Origin of the sequence: Psychromicrobium silvestre (assembly GCF_013408295.1) — a bacterium.
Taxonomy (GTDB): Bacteria; Actinomycetota; Actinomycetes; order Actinomycetales; family Micrococcaceae; genus Renibacterium; species Renibacterium silvestre.
This window is the reverse complement of record NZ_JACBYQ010000001.1, coordinates 1,349,605-1,365,121: the sequence shown is the minus strand read 5'-3', so window position 1 is coordinate 1,365,121 and position 15,517 is coordinate 1,349,605. Positions and strand designations below refer to the sequence as shown.

General features: G+C 61.5%; 18 protein-coding genes and 1 riboswitch. Of the genes, 9 read left to right on the top strand and 9 right to left on the bottom strand.

Annotation, left to right across the window (positions count from 1 at the left end):
* Nucleotides 1-85 precede the first annotated feature (85 nt).
* Nucleotides 86-931 (top strand): PHP domain-containing protein, encoded by an 846-nt coding sequence (locus tag FHU41_RS06365; RefSeq protein WP_179388744.1) that lies wholly within the window; start codon nt 86-88, stop codon nt 929-931.
* 1 nt (nt 932) lies between these two features.
* Here the strand turns inward: FHU41_RS06365 and FHU41_RS06360 are convergent, their stop codons facing one another.
* The 4 genes from FHU41_RS06360 to FHU41_RS06345 form a co-directional block, all read right to left on the bottom strand.
* Entirely contained in the window at nt 933-1,796 is an 864-nt protein-coding gene (locus FHU41_RS06360; RefSeq protein WP_179389157.1) for a DNA-methyltransferase, read from the bottom strand.
* Between the two features lie 10 nt (nt 1,797-1,806).
* Complete coding sequence (locus FHU41_RS06355; protein ID WP_179388743.1) at nt 1,807-3,468, bottom strand: DEAD/DEAH box helicase; 1,662 nt, start codon at nt 3,466-3,468, stop codon at nt 1,807-1,809.
* Nucleotides 3,469-3,738: 270 nt separating this feature from the next.
* On the bottom strand, nt 3,739-5,352 hold the full coding sequence (locus FHU41_RS15070) for a MinD/ParA family ATP-binding protein (RefSeq protein ID WP_246279441.1): 1,614 nt from the start codon (nt 5,350-5,352) through the stop codon (nt 3,739-3,741).
* Between the two features lie 33 nt (nt 5,353-5,385).
* Nucleotides 5,386-6,891 carry an RNB domain-containing ribonuclease gene (locus tag FHU41_RS06345; protein ID WP_179388742.1) on the bottom strand — a complete coding sequence of 502 codons (1,506 nt, stop codon included), beginning with the start codon at nt 6,889-6,891 and terminating at the stop codon, nt 5,386-5,388.
* A gap of 185 nt (nt 6,892-7,076) precedes the next feature.
* Here FHU41_RS06345 and FHU41_RS06340 point away from each other — a divergent pair, with 185 nt between their 5' ends.
* From FHU41_RS06340 to FHU41_RS06325, 4 genes are all read left to right on the top strand, one after another.
* Complete coding sequence (locus FHU41_RS06340; protein ID WP_179388741.1) at nt 7,077-7,400, top strand: YciI family protein; 324 nt, start codon at nt 7,077-7,079, stop codon at nt 7,398-7,400.
* A 148-nt stretch (nt 7,401-7,548) separates the two neighbouring features.
* The gene (locus FHU41_RS06335) at nt 7,549-7,713 is read left to right on the top strand and encodes a hypothetical protein (RefSeq protein ID WP_179388740.1); all 165 of its coding nucleotides are present in this window, start codon (nt 7,549-7,551) and stop codon (nt 7,711-7,713) included.
* Nucleotides 7,714-8,100, top strand: coding sequence for a hypothetical protein (locus tag FHU41_RS06330; RefSeq protein ID WP_179388739.1), 387 nt, complete (start codon nt 7,714-7,716; stop codon nt 8,098-8,100).
* Nucleotides 8,101-8,109: 9 nt separating this feature from the next.
* Nucleotides 8,110-8,730, top strand: coding sequence for a ferritin-like fold-containing protein (locus FHU41_RS06325; RefSeq protein WP_179388738.1), 621 nt, complete (start codon nt 8,110-8,112; stop codon nt 8,728-8,730).
* Here the strand turns inward: FHU41_RS06325 and thiE are convergent.
* Nucleotides 8,727-9,380, bottom strand: coding sequence for a thiamine phosphate synthase (thiE, locus tag FHU41_RS06320; protein WP_179389155.1), 654 nt, complete (start codon nt 9,378-9,380; stop codon nt 8,727-8,729). The genes FHU41_RS06325 and thiE overlap by 4 nt on opposite strands.
* Nucleotides 9,381-9,442: 62 nt before the next feature.
* A riboswitch (TPP riboswitch) is annotated at nt 9,443-9,559 on the top strand.
* Here thiE and thiO point away from each other — a divergent pair.
* From thiO to FHU41_RS06305, 3 genes are all read left to right on the top strand, one after another.
* Nucleotides 9,554-10,696, top strand: coding sequence for a glycine oxidase ThiO (gene thiO, locus FHU41_RS06315; protein ID WP_179388737.1), 1,143 nt, complete (start codon nt 9,554-9,556; stop codon nt 10,694-10,696). It overlaps the preceding riboswitch by 6 nt.
* Nucleotides 10,687-10,923 (top strand): sulfur carrier protein ThiS, encoded by a 237-nt coding sequence (thiS, locus tag FHU41_RS06310; RefSeq protein ID WP_179388736.1) that lies wholly within the window; start codon nt 10,687-10,689, stop codon nt 10,921-10,923. The genes thiO and thiS overlap by 10 nt, the downstream gene beginning before the upstream one ends.
* 3 nt (nt 10,924-10,926) lie before the next feature.
* A complete protein-coding gene (locus FHU41_RS06305) occupies nt 10,927-11,697 on the top strand; it encodes a thiazole synthase (RefSeq protein WP_179388735.1) in 771 nt (256 codons plus the stop codon).
* On the opposite strand, the gene FHU41_RS06300 is transcribed toward FHU41_RS06305, so the two are convergent.
* Genes FHU41_RS06300 through FHU41_RS06290 form a run of 3 tightly spaced genes read right to left on the bottom strand, consistent with a single transcriptional unit; the run spans nt 11,694 to nt 12,904 of the window.
* A complete protein-coding gene (locus tag FHU41_RS06300) occupies nt 11,694-11,996 on the bottom strand; it encodes a hypothetical protein (RefSeq protein ID WP_179388734.1) in 303 nt (100 codons plus the stop codon). The two genes, FHU41_RS06305 and FHU41_RS06300, sit on opposite strands and share 4 nt — an antisense overlap.
* A complete protein-coding gene (locus FHU41_RS06295) occupies nt 11,996-12,220 on the bottom strand; it encodes a DUF3107 family protein (protein WP_179388733.1) in 225 nt (74 codons plus the stop codon). Before FHU41_RS06295 ends, FHU41_RS06300 begins: the two co-directional genes overlap by 1 nt.
* A 54-nt stretch (nt 12,221-12,274) precedes the next feature.
* On the bottom strand, nt 12,275-12,904 hold the full coding sequence (locus FHU41_RS06290; RefSeq protein ID WP_179388732.1) for a TetR/AcrR family transcriptional regulator: 630 nt from the start codon (nt 12,902-12,904) through the stop codon (nt 12,275-12,277).
* Between the two features lie 83 nt (nt 12,905-12,987).
* On the opposite strand from FHU41_RS06290, the gene moeB reads away from it, so the two are divergent.
* Nucleotides 12,988-14,091 carry a molybdopterin-synthase adenylyltransferase MoeB gene (moeB, locus tag FHU41_RS06285; RefSeq protein WP_179388731.1) on the top strand — a complete coding sequence of 368 codons (1,104 nt, stop codon included), beginning with the start codon at nt 12,988-12,990 and terminating at the stop codon, nt 14,089-14,091.
* Between the two features lie 132 nt (nt 14,092-14,223).
* On the opposite strand, the gene FHU41_RS06280 is transcribed toward moeB, so the two are convergent.
* Nucleotides 14,224-15,504 carry a glutamyl-tRNA reductase gene (locus tag FHU41_RS06280; RefSeq protein ID WP_179388730.1) on the bottom strand — a complete coding sequence of 427 codons (1,281 nt, stop codon included), beginning with the start codon at nt 15,502-15,504 and terminating at the stop codon, nt 14,224-14,226.
* Nucleotides 15,505-15,517 lie beyond the last annotated feature (13 nt).

Here is a 15,517-nt window from a genome sequence, read left to right as displayed (position 1 = left end):
AATCCTGCCACTGCACTCGGCATGCCGCCAGTTCAGGACAGCTGCTGAATCTTCTTTGGGATGCTCACGGGCATAGGCTGAGTAGGTGAGGATAGACCTGCATGCCCATTCGAATGTCTCCGATGGCACGGAGCCGCCCGCCCAGCTCATCGATGCTGCCAAACTAGCAGGGCTCGATGTGGTGGCCATTACCGACCACGATTCAACCGGCGGCTGGTTGGAAGCCTCCGAGCGGGCGCGGCTATTGGGAATAGCCCTGGTGCCCGGAATGGAGATCTCCTGCCGTACTGCGGCGGGGGTGACAGTGCATTTGCTCAGCTATCTACATGATCCTGAGCACCCCGGGCTACTGGAGGAAATCAGTAAGTCACGGGATGCCCGGCTCAGCAGGGCAGAACGGATGGTTGATCGGCTCTCCGAGGATTACCCGCTGAACTGGGACGACGTCAGCCAACACGTGGCTCCCGGGGCTACCGTGGGGCGGCCACATATAGCGGATGCTTTGGTGGCCGCGGGCGTGGTGGCCGATCGTTCCGAAGCTTTCACTTCGATCTTGACCACTCGCAGCAAATACTGGGTTTCGCACTATGCTCCGGATCCGGTGCTGGCGGTCTCGCTGGTCCGGGCTGCCGGGGGAGTTCCGGTCTTCGCTCATCCGGTGGCTTCGTCCAGGGGGCGCATTGTGGGCGAGCAGACCTTCGAGGAAATGATCGAGGCAGGCCTGGCCGGAGTCGAAATAGAACATCGGGATAACCCCGAGGAGGGCAAGCTTTTCTTACGTGAATTGGCCCGTCGAAATGGTCTGATCGTGACCGGATCATCGGACTACCACGGTACCGGCAAACCCAATCGCTTGGGTGAGAACCTGACCAGCCCCGAAGCCCTACTGGAGATTGAGGCGCAAGCCAGCGGGACCGCCGTCGTCCGCTAACTCAACTGGTTTCTTGCACCAGTTCGGCTACCTCACCCAAGCGCTTGGCCATAATGCCAATGGCTTCCGGGTTCTGATCGATGCAGACAAAGCGCCGATCCAGGGCCGCCGCAACCGCCCCGAAGGTACCGGAGCCTGCAAAGAAGTCCAGCACCCAGTCGCCGGGCTTCGAGGAGGCGGCCACTACGCGGCGCAGCAAACCCTCGGGTTTCTGCGTGGGGTAGCCGGTTTTCTCCTTGCCGGTGGGGGAGACAATGGTGTGCCACCAAACATCGGTGGGGAGCTTGCCGCGAGCGGCCTTTTCGGCCGTCACCAGCCCCGGCGCCATATAGGGCTCTCGATCCACCGCGACGCTGTCGAAATGGTACTTCGAGGGGTCCTTAACGTAGACCAGAATATTGTCGTGTTTGGTTGGCCAACGGCTCTTCGCCCGAGCACCGTAGTCATAGGCCCAGATGATCTCATTCAAGAAGCATTCGCGGCCAAAAATGGAATCCAGCATCACCTTGGCGTAGTGCACCTCACGATAATCCAGGTGCAAATACAGGGTGCCATCCTCGGCGAGCAGCCGCCAGGCCTCCAGGAGCCGGGGCTCCAAGAACGCCCAGTAATCCGTGAAGGCATCGTCGTAGCTGTGCAGCGAGCCCTTGATGGTCTCGTAGCTATGCCCGGCAAAGCCCTGCCTGCTGCCGTTACTGCTGCGCACCATGACGGTGTTCTGCCGAGACTGGACCCGCCCGGTATTGAACGGCGGGTCCAGGTAAATCAAGGAGAAGGCAGCGTCCGGCAAGCTTCCTAGAAAGCTCGAGTTCTCTGCTTGCACCACCAGATTGGGGCCCTCGGGGCTCCAGAGTTTGCTGGTCATTGAGTTCGGATTAGGCGTCCGACGACGGCTGGTTGTCATTGTTGACTACCTCGCCGTTGCGCCGCCGGGTGCGAGAGCGCCGGTTCCGGCTGGGCTGTGTGGCCCCATCCTTGGCCGGGGCAGCTTCCTTCTTAGCCGAGCCAGCCTCGGCGTTCTCGGTCCTCGGCCCACGACGACGATCATTTCGGTTGCCTTGGCGCTCGTCCTTGCCGCCACGGTCATCCCGGCTGCGATCATTCCGGCCGCGCTGGCCGTCCCGGCCGCCGCGCTCGGTGTTGCCGGAACCGTGCCGCTTACCGGTCTCGCCCAGATCCTCGATCACTTCGGCGTTCAAACCAGCGTGCGTGCGCTTATTGCGCGGCAAGCGGCCCTTGGTGCCTTCCGGGATGTCCAGGTCGGTGTAGAGGTGCGGAGAGGAGGAGTAGGTTTCCACCGGCTCCGGGAAGGGCAGTCCCAGGGTCTTGTTGATCAGGCCCCAGCGAGGCATATCGTCCCAGTCCACAAAGGTCACCGCGGTGCCCTTATTTCCGGCGCGGCCGGTACGACCAACCCGGTGCAGATAGATCTTTTCGTCCTCGACGCACTGGTAGTTGATCACATGGGTTACGTCGTCCACATCGATGCCACGGGCCGCGACGTCGGTGGCCACCAGAACGTCCACCTTATTGTTCCGGAAGGCACGCAGCGCTTGCTCCCGAGCTCCCTGACCCAGATCGCCGTGAATGGCGGCGGCCGCGAAGCCGCGATCCATCAGTTCCTCAGCGACCTTGGCTGCGGTGCGCTTGGTCTTGGTGAAGATAATGGTCCGGCCGCGGCCACGAGCCTGCAGGATACGAGCCACTACCTCGGCCTTATCCAGGCTGTGTGCTCGGTAAACCAACTGGCGAATATCGCGCTTGGTCAGGCCCTCATCATCCGGATCAGCGGCCCGAATATGCGTCGGCTGAGTCATGTAGCGGCGAGCCATCGCAATGATCGGCCCCGGCATGGTGGCCGAGAACAACATGGTCTGGCGTACCGGCGGGGTCGCGGCCATGAGGGTCTCGACGTCGGGCAGGAAGCCGAGGTCTAGCATCTCGTCGGCCTCGTCGAGCACGATCATCCGGACGTTTTTCAGGTTCAGGTGACGCTGCTTGAAGAGGTCGATCAAACGACCCGGCGTGCCGACGACTACTTCGACGCCCTTGCCCAGTGATTCGATCTGCGGTTCGAAGGCGCGACCGCCGTAGATGGTGGTGATCCTAGCGCCGCGCTTGCGGGCCGCGGTTTGCAGGTCATTGGCCACCTGCACGGCGAGTTCGCGGGTTGGCACCACGATCAGAGCTTGCGGTGCGCCCGGAGCGGGCAAGGCATCGTAGCCCTCGTCCTTGGGGGCAACCACACGCTGCAAGACCGGAACGCCGAAGCCAAGGGTCTTGCCCGTTCCGGTTTTGGCTTGACCGATAATGTCGTGACCGGAGAGCGCCACCGGCAAGGTCATCGACTGGATGGGGAAGGGGTGCACAATGCCTGCATCGGCCAGCGATTCGACGATGTCTGCACGGACATTGAAGTCGGCGAAGGTCTCCTTCGCTTCGTGATGCGGATCGTCGGTGCTGGTCAGCGAGGCGTCAACGGTGATTTCGTCTCCGCCGTCTTCGGCAAGCAGGTGGTGGTTGTTATCAATGGTCAAGAGTGCGTACTCCCTTTAAGGTGCTGCCCGAGGGCTCGACGTCGGTCGCGTTCCTGAAAGGCACGGCGGACGGAGCCCGCTAAGGCGGCACAGCTGGCGGAAGCCGATCGCGTAAGTTGCGCGCGGGTCGAATAGCTCGAGACCGCTGGAGTGATCGCCGTCGTTCTCGGCAATCTGAGATAGTCGTTGCAGGTACGACCGGGCATCCAGTTCTACCTCGTCAGTCTAGCTGATCGAGCCACTATTCATCCCATTGCTAGAGATAGTGACTCAGAGATAGCCATCCACAATAGCGGCGGCGATCTCCTTGTAGGCCCGCCTAGTAGCCGGACGGAGGGTGCCCAGGGAAATCTGGTCCCCATCGGCCACGCCACGATCATGCGGCACCGTGATGAGCTGCTTGCACTGACCGGACAGCTCGGCGTCGATGGCACGCTTATCCACCCGACCGGAGACCTCGTCCTTGTCAGTGATCACCACGACGGCGTTGCGCGCCAAGTCCTGGTAGCCATGCCCGGCCAGCCACTCGAGGGTGCTGCGGGCCCGCTTAGCCCCGGAGACGGCGTAGCCCGCCGCGATCACCACATTGCTGGCGGTGGAGAGAATGCCAGACATTGCCGGATGCGAGACCCCGGTGCCGCAGTCAGTCAGCACCACAGAGTAGTACTGCGAGATAAGTGCCTGAATGCGTAGATATTCCTGCGCGGTCAGCGCATCGGAGAGCGCTGGGTCTTGTTCACCGGCAATCAGATGCAGGCGATTGGCGTGGTGCATGTAATGGGAGAGTTCGGTGAGGGTGCCGATCGAATCGATGTTCCGCAACACCTCGCTGATGGTGTGCGAACCCTCGGGTTGATACCGGTGTTCGCCCAATGCTCGCTCGGCCAGGTCGCCGGAGTCGGGGTTGGCATCGATGGCGCAGGGCGGATCACCGCGATATTCGGCCAACATCATGCCCACCCCAACCGTGGTGGAGGTTTTGCCGATGCCACCCTTGAGGGAGAGCACCGCGGTGGTGTGGCTGCCGTGCAGTTGGCGGGAAATCCGTTGCTCCAGGGCGGCTTCCTCGCGCTCGCGGGCGCTCATTCCTAGGTTTACGGTGCCGCCGCTGGCGGAGTAGACAGCCCGGCGCAGACCCTGGGTGGGCCGTTCCTTGGGTGGTCGGACGAATTGCCGATTGGCTGCCCGGCTCTCCGGTGCCGCGCCTGAGGCAGCTGGTACTGCCTGGGCCTGCGGTTGCACTGCTAGTTGCTGACTTGGTGCGTGCACAGGTGCCGGTGCTTGCGGTGCGGTTTGTGAGGGGGCCTGCGGTGCTTCCGGCCAGCCGGGGGCTTGCGCGGGGTCTGGGTAAATCGCCGCGGCTGGCGGGACCTCGCTAATGGGTGCTTGTGGCGCGGTCTCGGAAGACGGCAAGACAGAGCTCTGCGGAGCTGCGGAAGTGGGTAGATCGGGCAGATAGGGTTCAAAACTTGGGGCTGGGGTGAAATCCCGGTCCCTCGGCCGCTGCCGGGTGGCTTCCAACTCGGACTCGATATCGAGGATGCTCGGCTCTGGTTGACTTGCCTTCGGCTGAATTACCGGGGTTTGGACGGTGTCCGGCTGATCTTGTGGACCGCTCGGTTGACCGCTCGGTTGCCCCTGGGCACCAAAGGCGTCATAGGCTTCGCCTCGCTCGTTGACATAGAACCAGCTCACGTCGCCGTTGCTGTGATCGAAGCCCTTCGCTAACACCCGATTGCCGCGCTGGGCAGCATGGGTGCCTAGCAAGGAAATGGCGGCGCTATAGGCGTCCGGATGTCCTTCGACCGCAACTGGTTGCCCAGAGACCGCGAGGCGACCATCGTGGAAAACTTCGACCAGAACGAATTCGTCCATCTCAGACATGCTTTACTCCCCTTGGTGGATTGATTACCTAGTTTACCCGGCAACCGTGTCTTGACCAGCCACCATTTCGAAAAGTACCGTCCGGCTCTGGATGTCAGCCTGGGTCAGTTTGACCCGGATGGTGCTGCCAACCAGCAACTCACCATGGAAGGTGCAGGGCGCGGAGACTGCGGGCTCCTTAATCTGAATGGTGCATCGTTGCTCGGCGGTTGGCGTGGACCCTGGGTGTTCCAGCTTCTCGGTTTTCGCGGGGCGCGGCCCAGCCACCACAACGGCATCGAATTCGGTGCCCAGATGCGAGCTGAGCAGGGCCGCTTCCACGGTATCGAGGGCGGCTCGTTCGATCTGCCCGGTCAGCTGATCGGAGGCGGTCATGAGCTCGGGTAGCAGCGGCAGCGCTTCCCTGGCCCAGGAGGGAACCTCTTCACCGGCGCTCAACGCCGCGCAGATGGTCAGCACGAACCGGTCGACCAGACGACGCAAGGGTGCGGTGGTGTGCGCATAGGGTGCAGCCACCGCAGCCTGGGTGGTTTGCGCTGGCAGCTCACCGTCGAAGGGCGTGTACCCAGCCCCCCGGAAGAGGGCGGTTGCGGCGTGCATTAGGGCGAGCTGGTGAGGGTCCGCCACGTCCAGGGAACGCAAGAATTCACCGTAAGCGAGCCCCCTCGGCCAGGGTTTACCCAGAGCCGATGCGCGTTGCCGGAAGGTCTCCAAGGCGGCGGGATCCGGTGCTGGCATGGTCCGCAATAAGCCGATCTTGCCTTCCAGCATGATCTGCGCGGCAGCCATCCCGGTAAGTAGGGAAATCTGAGCGTTCCAGTCCTCCAGCGCTAAGGCGGGGCGGAAAACCAGGCGGTAGCCGCCGTCGTCGTGCTCAACTTCCTGTTGTGGGGTGTTCAGGCTTGCGCCGCCGCGCTGACGTTCCAGTTCGATCCGTTTGAGCCCGATTTCCTTGAGTAGCTGCAAGGTGGGCAAATAGGCCGAGGACGTTCCGGCGTCGAGCTCGGTTTGCGCTTGACCATAACCTAGTTTGGCGATCGACCTGACCTGAGCCCGGGAGACCTTGGCCGAGCGGAGCTCTGCCGAGGAATCCAGCGAAAACTCCCAAACGAAGGCGCTCCTGAGTTGATTGGCCAGCAAGCTTGCGGCTGCTTCGCTCATCTCCGCCGGATGTAACGGGATCCGCCCATCCGGGGCGTACACGGTCTGACCACGACGGCGAGTCTCCGCATCCAGGGCACCGCCCGGCGGCACAAAAGAGGGAACATCCGCAATGGCATAGCGGACTAGGTAACCGTCGGAGGAACGTTCAAGCTGCATGGCCTGGTCTAAGTCCATGGATTCGGGAGGATCGATGGTGATGAAGGGGAGCGAGCCTAGATCCTGCTCCGGTAGGACGTGGTGCTGCAGGGTGTCAGCGAGTTCCGCCAGCACCTCCGGGCTGAACCCATCCTGAAGTTTGAATTCCGTTCGCAGTGCGGCGAGCGCCTCGCGCAGCTGACGGTCATTATCCGGCACAACGATAAGAGAGTGGGGCATCGTCACAGCGTAACTCGCCGCTCGCCCGTTAAGCATGCGGGCGGTCGCCGAAACGTGAGTTTCCTGTGATCAGCTACCGACAAGAAAAGAAAGCCTTGTCAGAATCCTGCTGGTGGTGTCTGCTGGGAGCAGAGACGTTCATAGTAACGATGAACGCACCCCTAAACCGCAGGAGATGAGCTGATATGCAGTACCTAGTTTCCGTGATCACCGACCAAGTTGACCTTGAGGACCCGGATGAGCAGGCCGCTATTGATGTTTTTAACGACAAACTTCAGGCCGAAGGGCATTGGGTTTTCGCCGGCGGCCTAGCAGCACCTAGCTCGGCCACCGTGATCGATAACCGGGGCGAGGCACCGGTGGTCACCGATGGACCGATCGTGGAATCAAAGGAATTCGTGATTGGCTTCTGGATTGTCGAGGCCGCTGACCTCGACACGGCGCTCAAGCTGGCCACCGAGGGGTCCAAAGCCTGTAACCGGAAGATCGAGGTGCGAGCCTTCCTTTAGGCGATTGACAGCCGAGGCGAGCCCCAGCAGCCGGGATGATGCATCGACCGGTTCGTGGCGGTTAGTGGCGGGATTCCTACACGCCCTGATTTCTGTCCTGCGCACAAACGGGACGCTCCGGGTGCGATTCACCAGGGTCAGCCTACCGATGCAGTGGGTGGGACTGGGCACCGCGAAGGCTGGCCTGCATACCCCTCGTTATCTCACGACCCTGGTCACTCACGTTCTTCCCGGCCTAGTCGCTGGGATAGCGTTCCTGATCATTACGCCAGCCAATACCTCCAGCGGCGACGATGACCTGTCGATATATTAGGTGTTCCTTCTTTTTGCCCTGCTAGCCATTGCGGCCCGACTGAGCGGTCGGATCGTCTACGCTGTCACGGTCATGCCCGTGGGGATGACCGTTGGTGGCATCCTCGAACTGCGGGAGGGGCCTAAAGCTGTGACCCTAGATCAGGCAATGGGATCGGAATTCACCACGGTCTCCAAAATCGTCGGCGGGATTCTCATTCCAACCACGACTCAGCTGGTCCCGGTATGCCTCCTCTGGTGGAACTTGCAATTGAGATGGCTCGCCGTCGCCTGGTTCTTAGGCAGCGTAGCGCTGATCGCGGTGTTGGTCGTGGTCAACAAAAGATCCGTCTCCAGGGCGAGGCGAGAGTATTTCGCCGCTGAGACCAATGCTCTCGGCGAACGATAGTCTTGCAGGATGACTGATCGTTTTGTCTTCGACTTGCTGGGCGTGATGGCCTACGGCGAACTCTCCGCTTTCGAGCGGCTCTCCTCCGACGCCAGGTTCTCGCCGACTCTGCATGACCGCGCAGTACTGGGCCGGATGGCTGTGATTGAGTTCGAGCACTTCGAATTGGTCTCCGGGCGCCTGGCCGATCTGGGCGAGGATCCGGAATTGGCCATGCGGCCCTTCCAGGCATCGATCGACTCTTTCCACGATCGGACCAGGCCAGCGGACTGGTATGAATCGATTATGAAGGCGTATGTCATCGACACGATTTCCGCAGATTTCTACTCCGCGGTGAGCCAGCTACTGGACACTCCGACGCGGGATCTGGTGCGGGAGATTCAGTCCCCGGAGGACTCATCCGTATTGCAGGAACGGCTGCGTAGCATGCTCAAAAATGATCCGCGTCTGGCCTCCAGGCTGGCCCTCTGGGGTAGGCGTTTGGTGGGGGAGGCCCTTACCCAAGCACAACGAGTCAGCATTGATAGCGGGTTCCTGCCAGGCGGGGAAGCCCCGTTTCGCGAACTGGTAATGGCGGAACTGACCAGGAACCATTCGCGCCGAATGAGTCAGCTAGGCCTCACCGCTTAGTTATCGGCAGCCTTTGATGCTTCGTCCAGAACTGCTTTGAGTTCGGCGGCGGCACGCCTCGGATCCGCTGCCTCGGTAATCGCCCGAACCACGACGACGCGGCGGGCTCCTGCCGCGAGGACCTGAGGCAGATTGCCCAGATCAATACCGCCGATCGCGAACCATGGCTTCTCAGTGGCCATACTCGCGGCATACTCAACCAAGCCGAGTCCGACGGCGGCCCTGCCAGGTTTGGTCGGAGTGGCCCAGAGTGGGCCAACACAGAAGTAGTCCACAGCCGCGTGAAGAGCTGCCTGCACCTGATCGCTGTTGTGGCAGGAGAGGCCGGCCTGAACATCGGGGAGTAACTGACGCAGCCCGGGGATCTGCAGATCTCTTTGACCAACGTGGAAGACCGGAGAATCACTGAGCTGAGCGAGATCGGCGCGGTCATTGACCGCCCAGAGCTTCCCCTGCCGTTCGGCGGCGCTACGCAGGATTTCCAGCAGCTCTAGCTCCTCGGCGGCTTCTAGATTCTTGTCTCGGAGCTGGATGATGTCCACTCCGCCCGCGAAGGCCTGATCGAGGAAACTTTCGAAGTCTCCGCGATCCTTTCGAGCATCGGTGCAAAGGTAAAGGCGGGCATCAGCGAGGGTGATCACGATGACCAGCCTAGCTTCCACGGCTGAAATTCCGGCCGAGCTCTGGGTAGACGGCCGAGCTCTGGGTAGACTGGGAGAACCGCGGGAGCCCGGCGTTCATGGGCTGAGAGGGTGTGGCTAACGACCACACCGACCGTCAAATACCTGATCCGGGTTGTGCCGGCGTAGGGAAGGGCTTTTCAATGGTTCATACCGTTTCTCCCCGGGTACTGCCCGGGCACTCCGCCGATGTTGCCGTAATTGGTGCCGGGGTCATCGGTCTCAGCATCGCCTGGGAACTCCAGCGAGCCGGGCATTCGGTGCTGGTAGTGGACCCGGAACCAGCGAGCGGAGCGAGTTTCGCGGCTGCCGGAATGCTGGCACCGGTGACCGAGTTCCACTTCCAAGAAGAGGCACTACAACGCTTCATGCTGGAATCCTCGGGACTCTGGCCGGACTTTGCCGCCCGGATCGGTCAGGACCTGGGATACCGATCTCAAGGTGCCCTGCTACTCGGCGCAGATCACGCCGATCGCGCTGGCATAGACGATCTGATGACCGCGCAGTCCCGGACTGGGTTGCCGGTTAAGCCGCTCAACTCAAAAGAAATCCGAGCGCTGGAACCTTTTCTCGCCGCGAATTCCGGGGGATATCTTGTCGAAGCGGACCATCAGGTCGATCCGAGGAAACTCTGTGCAGTTCTGCTGGCCGAGCTGTCCGTGATCCGGGCTCGGGCGATTTCGGTCGAGCCGGGAGCCGTCATACTAGAGGACGGCTCGAAGCTGAGGGCGGCTCAGATAGTGGTAGCCAATGGCTTAGCAGCCTCCCAGCTAGGCGGACTACCGCTGCAAGCAAAGCTCCGACCGGTACACGGTGACATCATGCGCCTGACCGTACCGCCTCAGCTGCGGCCGTTCCTAAGTCACACCATCCGAGGCGTGGTCCGCGGTAAGCCGGTCTACCTGCTGCCGCGCCAGGACGGGACGGTAGTGCTCGGTGCCACCCAACGGGAAGACGAACAGAACGCGCCCTCCGCGGGTGCGATCTACCAATTGCTGCGCGACGCACAAACCCTTATTCCGGCGGTGAGCGAGCTGGCTCTGAGCGAAGTGCTGGCGCGGGCGCGGCCCGCAACCCCGGACAATGCTCCGCTGCTTGGACGGATTGCGGATCATCTTGTCATGGCCACCGGCTTCTTTAGGCATGGGGTGTTGCTCGCTCCTGCCGCCGCCCGGAGTTGCCTCAGACTGCTGACAGGCCAGCCAGATCCAATGGCTTCAGCTTTCGCCCCGGAACGCTTCAACCGCACACCCCTCGCCCCGCTAGGAGCAGCCAGATGGAAGTAACAGTCAATCTGATCACCACCGCGCTGGCTCCTGGTGCCACCGTTCTCGAACTGATTTCGCAGCACACCGGACGCGAAATAATGCCCTCCGGCCAGGCAGCCGACGGCGGCAGGCTGGGTCTTGCGGTGGCGCGCAATGGTGAGGTGGTAGCGCGTAGCCAATGGGCCGCCGTCGCGCTTCAAGAAGCAGATCATATCGATATCGTGACCGCGGTACAGGGAGGTTGAGCCATGAACGATCCACTCATCATTGACGGGGTTTCGCTCAGTTCGAGGCTGATTATGGGCACCGGCGGGGCACCGAGCCTGGCCGGGCTGGGAGAGGCGCTGATTGCCTCCGGCACAGAACTGACCACGGTGGCCATGCGCCGTCACCATTCCGGGGCGGACTATTCGCTCTTTCAGTTATTGACGGATCACTCGATCCGAATTCTGCCCAATACCGCTGGCTGTTTCACCGCTCGGGAAGCTGTCCATACCGCCGAACTGGCCCGCGAGGCCGTGGAGACCAACTGGCTGAAACTCGAGGTGGTAGCGGATGAAGACACCTTGCTCCCGGATGCCCCAGAGCTGCTGGACGCTACCGAAGAATTAGTGCGCCGTGGCTTTGTCGTCTTCGCCTATAGCAATGACGATCCGGTTCTGGCGAAGCGACTAGAGGATCTGGGGGCAGCCGTGGTGATGCCGCTCGGTGCGCCTATTGGCACCGGTCTGGGCATTCTCAATCCACACAATATTGAGCTCATTGCCTCGCGGGCTGCCGTGCCTGTGGTGTTGGATGCAGGCATCGGTACAGCCTCGGATGCAGCGCTAGCCATGGAATTAGGCTGTGATGGCGTGCTGCTGGCAAGCGCCGTGACCCGGGCACAGCACCCGACTCAAATGGCTTCTGCATTCCGCCATGCCGTGACAGCCGGACGCTTAGCCTCCCAAGCCGGGCGGATTCCACGCCGGATGCACGCTCAGGCGTCCTCGGCGATGGACGGCAGGGTCGGTTACTAGTGCTTGAGGATCGCGGTTAGACGAGCGGTATCGAAGGTGCTACGGCTGCGACCCAGAACAATCGAAACCACGGTGGCAAACACCACACCCACCACCAGGGAAGCGACCCAAGGAACCCAGGTCCAGCCCGGGTTATAGCTCAGCCCGGCGGCCACGGTGATAATCCAGGTCAGCATGGCCGCCACCACGGCAACGGCCGAAGGAAGCAGCACACCATACTTATGGTGCTTCTTATCTGCGGCCCAGACAATGGCTCCCAGACCCGCTGCAATCAGCGCGATAACCACCAGATCAATCATCAGAGGGTTCCAAAACCGACCCGACGGGTCTCTTCAGCGCCGAGCTCCACATAGCCAATCGAAGCGCCGGGCACGATTACCGTGCGGCCCTTCTCATCGCTGAGCCGCAATTCGCTGCCGGAGCTGATCGCGGTGGAAACAAGCTGCGAAACAGTTTCGGCGTCCTGAGTGGACTCCAAGACGATTTCCCGGACGACATTCTGAATACCGATCTTTACTTCCACCGCGGATGCTCCTTTTGAGATTCTTGGGTCAAACTTATCTGCTCTGGCTTCAGCTTAGGACTCTTCGGCCGTCGACTGCATCGGGAAATTGCTAATTCCGCGCCAAGCTAAACGATAGATTACTTCTTCGGCCACTTCGCGTTCGATCTCCCCACCGCTTTCCAGCCAATACCGGGCGCTGACCTGGGACATTCCCGCCAGAGCCCGACCCAAGAGGGTCGATTCACCCTCACTGAGCGTGGTGTTTCGGGTGATGGTACCCGCGATGGCATTGGCGTAGGTGGCGTTGAAGGCTTCGATTTTGGCAGCCACTTCGGGATCGTTGACCAGATCGTTTTCGAAGATCAGCCGATGCGCCTGGTCCTCTTTGGAGATGAACTCGAAATAGGCGCTGATGGTGGCTTGGACCCGTTCCCGGTTGTCATCGGTCGAGGCCAGGGCGGCGAGCATCCGTTCGGTCAGCTCAACGAGTTGTAAGTCCAACAGGGCGATGTACAGCTCGCGTTTGGACGGAAAGTGCTGATAGAGCACCGGCTTGGATACCGAGGCCGCCTCCGCGATTTCGTCCATCGCGGCGGCATGATAGCCATTGGCGACGAACACCTCAGTTGCCGCTGCAAGTAATTGCGTGCGGCGTTCGTCTCGTGGCAGCCGGACGGGCCGGGTGCGGGTGTCCTCAGTCATTGCGTCTCCAAGTTGGGCTTTCTAGCTGTGTTTATCTTACGGGTTTTAGCTCCTCGGGCCGTGCTCATCACTTAGATTGGAGTATGAGTTCGTTACGTGATCCGCTTGTTGAAATAGGGCCAGAGCTCAGCGCCGAGGAGCTACAAAGATACTCAAGGCACCTGCTACTGCCCGAAGTAGGGGTGCCTGGGCAGCGCAGGCTAAAGAATGCCCGGGTGCTGGTGATCGGCGCGGGCGGGCTGGGTTCTCCGGTAATCTCCTATCTCGCCGCGGCCGGAGTGGGCAGCCTGGCCGTGATTGACGACGACGTAGTGGATGTTTCGAACCTGCAACGTCAGGTGCTGCACGGGGTCGCTTCGGTGGGTGCTGCCAAGGTCGATTCGGCAGCCGGGGCGGTGCGAGACCTCAACCCGCTGGTTTCCTTCGAGGCGATTGAGGATCGGCTGACCTCCTCGAACGCCCTGGAATTGTTCTCCCGCTTTGATCTGGTGATCGATGGCTCGGATAATTTTGCCACCCGTTATTTGGTTTCGGATGCCTGCGAGATCCTCCGGAAACCGCTGGTCTGGGGCTCAATTCTGCGCTTCGACGGGCAGGTTTCCTTGTTCTGGGCTGGGCACGGCCCGAGCTATCGTGATGTCTTCCCAGAGCCGCCGCCCGCGGACGCCGTGCCGTCTTGCTCGGAAGCAGGAGTCTTTGGCATGCTCTGCGGGGTGATTGGTTCGGCGATGGCAGGGGAGGCGATCAAACTGATTACCGGTGTCGGTTCGCTGCTGCTCGGACGCCTACAGGTTTACGATGCGCTGGAGAGTTCTTGGCGAACAGTGCGGGTCTCTCCGGATCCGGAACGCCAGCCGGTGACGTCACTGATCGATTATCAAGAATTCTGCGGGATTCAGCCGCCCGCCTCGGTAGCCATCGATGCCTCGTCTCTGGCACCTGGTTTCCAGTGGATCGATGTGCGCTCGCCTTCGGAAACTGCGCTGGGGACTATGCCCAGGGCGATTCTGCTGCCCAAGGCACAGATTGACGCGGGGGAGTATTCCTCGTTGCCTCGCGACGTTGATTTGCTGCTGTTCTGCCGTACCGGGATGCGCTCCGCTGCCGCGGTGCTGGCGCTCCGGGCGGCCGGGTTCGAACGGGTCTGGAGTGTTGCGGGCGGGGTCGATCCAGAGGATTGGGCTTGAACCGTTCGCGATAGCCCAATGACTTCGGGATAGTTCACTGACCGGCCATTGGGCTATCCCGAGTGCAGAGAGCTATCCCGAGGGCCGAACCGACGAGGCTCGGTGGTAAAGCAAGTGGCAGTGAAGCGGGTGTTAGGCGCTGCGTTCGCGATCCACGGGGCAGGAGGCCGGATCTTTGGCAGCTTCCGGGGCGGCGGCTTCGATTCCATAAAGTGCCTGTAGTCCGGCGAAGTATTGATCCTGTTGACCGGCCGCGGCCAGCTCCCGGGCCCGAACCGTAGGTATATGCAGCAACTGCTTGACCATCCGGCGCAGCGCGAACTCGACTTCCTCGGCGGCCGCAGTACAACCGTGCTGTGCACGCACCCGCTCCATTTCGGCGTCCAGTACGGAGAGGGTGTGCTTGCGCAGCGCAACAATGGCTGAATCAACGCCGCGGGCTGCGGATTCGGCCGCGAAATCGGCTGCCGCGGCGTCTACAATCTGCCGAGCCTGAGCCAAAGCGGAACCCTGTTCCTCGGGGGCGGCTAACCGAACCGATTCCAGACTGAGCAGTTCAACTTGGTCCAGTTCCACCACGGCCGGGTCAAAGTCTCGGGTCAGTGCCAAGTCAATAATGGTGAGCTGCTTCGCCTCACTGCCGGGCCGCCGTCGTACCTCAGCGAGGAAATCCGCGGAGACCCGATGATCCGAACCGCTACAGGCAATCACCAAATCGGCCTGAGCTAGCGCGGAATCCAGCGCAGTTACTGCGGTGCCGCCGCGACTGGCGACGAACTCCGCAGCCCGACCGGAGGAGGAGTAGACCGAGACATTATGTGCGCCGCGCTCGCGCAGTAGCGCCATGGTGACGCCCGCATAGGCGCCGGTGCCGAAGACCAGCACGGAAGATTCCTGCCAAGACAGTGCCGAAGAGTCAGCCGCCAGGTCCAGAGCTACCGAGACAACGGAACGGCCTTGGCTGCCCAGCGCGGTCTGCGATCCAACGTTCTTGGCGGTTTTAGAAGCTTTCTGGAAAAGCCTGACCAGGGCTCCGGATACCGAGAAACTGGCCTGGGCATCGATCAACGCGCGGCGCACCTGACCGGCGATTTCGCGCTCGCCGACGACGGCCGAATCCAGTCCGGAGGCCACTGCGAAGAGATGTTCGGCTACTTCGGGTCCGGTGAGTTGTTTGAAAGCCGAGGAGATGAGTGTGGCGGAAAGTTCGGAAGCTGCCTGCACCCGGGATTCGAGTTCGGCGCGCACTGCGGGGATTTCGGCTTCGGAGGGAGCTGCCGAGTAGATTTCGAAGCGATTGCAAGTGGCCAGCACGATGGCGGAATTGGAAACGGCGGAAGCGCCGACGCTCAGCCGGGCGACGGTTTCCAGATCAAGATCTGTATGAGTTGCAATCAAGGAAAAGAGAATCACAGCGACCTCATCT